This window comes from Escherichia sp. WS1450 (assembly GCF_046487395.1).
Lineage (GTDB): Bacteria > Pseudomonadota > Gammaproteobacteria > Enterobacterales > Enterobacteriaceae > Escherichia > Escherichia coli.
This window is the reverse complement of the sequence record NZ_JBJQJO010000138.1, coordinates 1-827: the sequence shown is the minus strand read 5'-3', so window position 1 is coordinate 827 and position 827 is coordinate 1. Positions and strand designations below refer to the sequence as shown.

1 pseudogene is annotated in these 827 nt (G+C 46.1%); it reads right to left on the bottom strand.

Annotated elements, in window-relative coordinates:
• A pseudogene (locus ACJHYR_RS27955) lies at positions 1 to 800 on the bottom strand (immunoglobulin-binding protein); the annotation flags it as partial.
• Positions 801 to 827 lie beyond the last annotated feature (27 nt).

Here is an 827-nt window from a genome sequence, read left to right as displayed (position 1 = left end):
CGCAGACTGTCTCCCTCTGCCTTCAGTTCATCACGTACTTTGTTCGTCCCATCCTTTATCTCATCCTGAAGTGCAAGCGCTGTTACATCTGTATACGTCACCGCTGCCGATGTGCCTGCAATAATATCCCTGCTGAGTTCAGCATGAACTGTTGAAAGACGTTTATCTGTCTCGTCAATTCTTTCATTCGTCTGCAACAAAAAGACCTGTGCATCATCAAATCGTTCATTCAGTTGCCCTACCGTCGCTGCATCTGTGTTATTGATACCATCAGACACATTTATAATCCGGCGGGTTTCCGGTGCTCCTTTGACACTCTTTCCATATCCCTCAGGCCCGGCACCAACAGATACCACGTTATTTTCTCCCGACACCTGTGAGCCATGGCCCAGAGCTACAGAGCCTGAAGAATTTTCTATTCCAGCCCATCCCCCAATAGCAACACTATGCTGTGAATTAAATACCTCAGCGCTCTTACCTATGGCAACACCATATTTTGACTCAGCCTGACCGGCATCCCTTCCCAGGGTGACACTGTGTGGAGAATTATACACTTCCGAAAAAGAGCCAAACTGAAGACTTCCTGGTGAATCCATGTTAAAAGCGCCACCTCCCAAAAGGAAAGTGTTATTAACTGTACCAGTTAAATTCGTAATAAAAGAGTTTTCTCCAATCAGTAAGCTGGAAGAATTACCATCAACAGGCCCTGTCAAAACAGCCTGAGCCTGAGCCGAGAGCAGCAGGGCCACACTCACTGCCAGCGCGCTTTTCTTTAAAAAAGCATCACGTCTTTTAAGCATTCTGTTATTCTCCTGTATTATTACTTC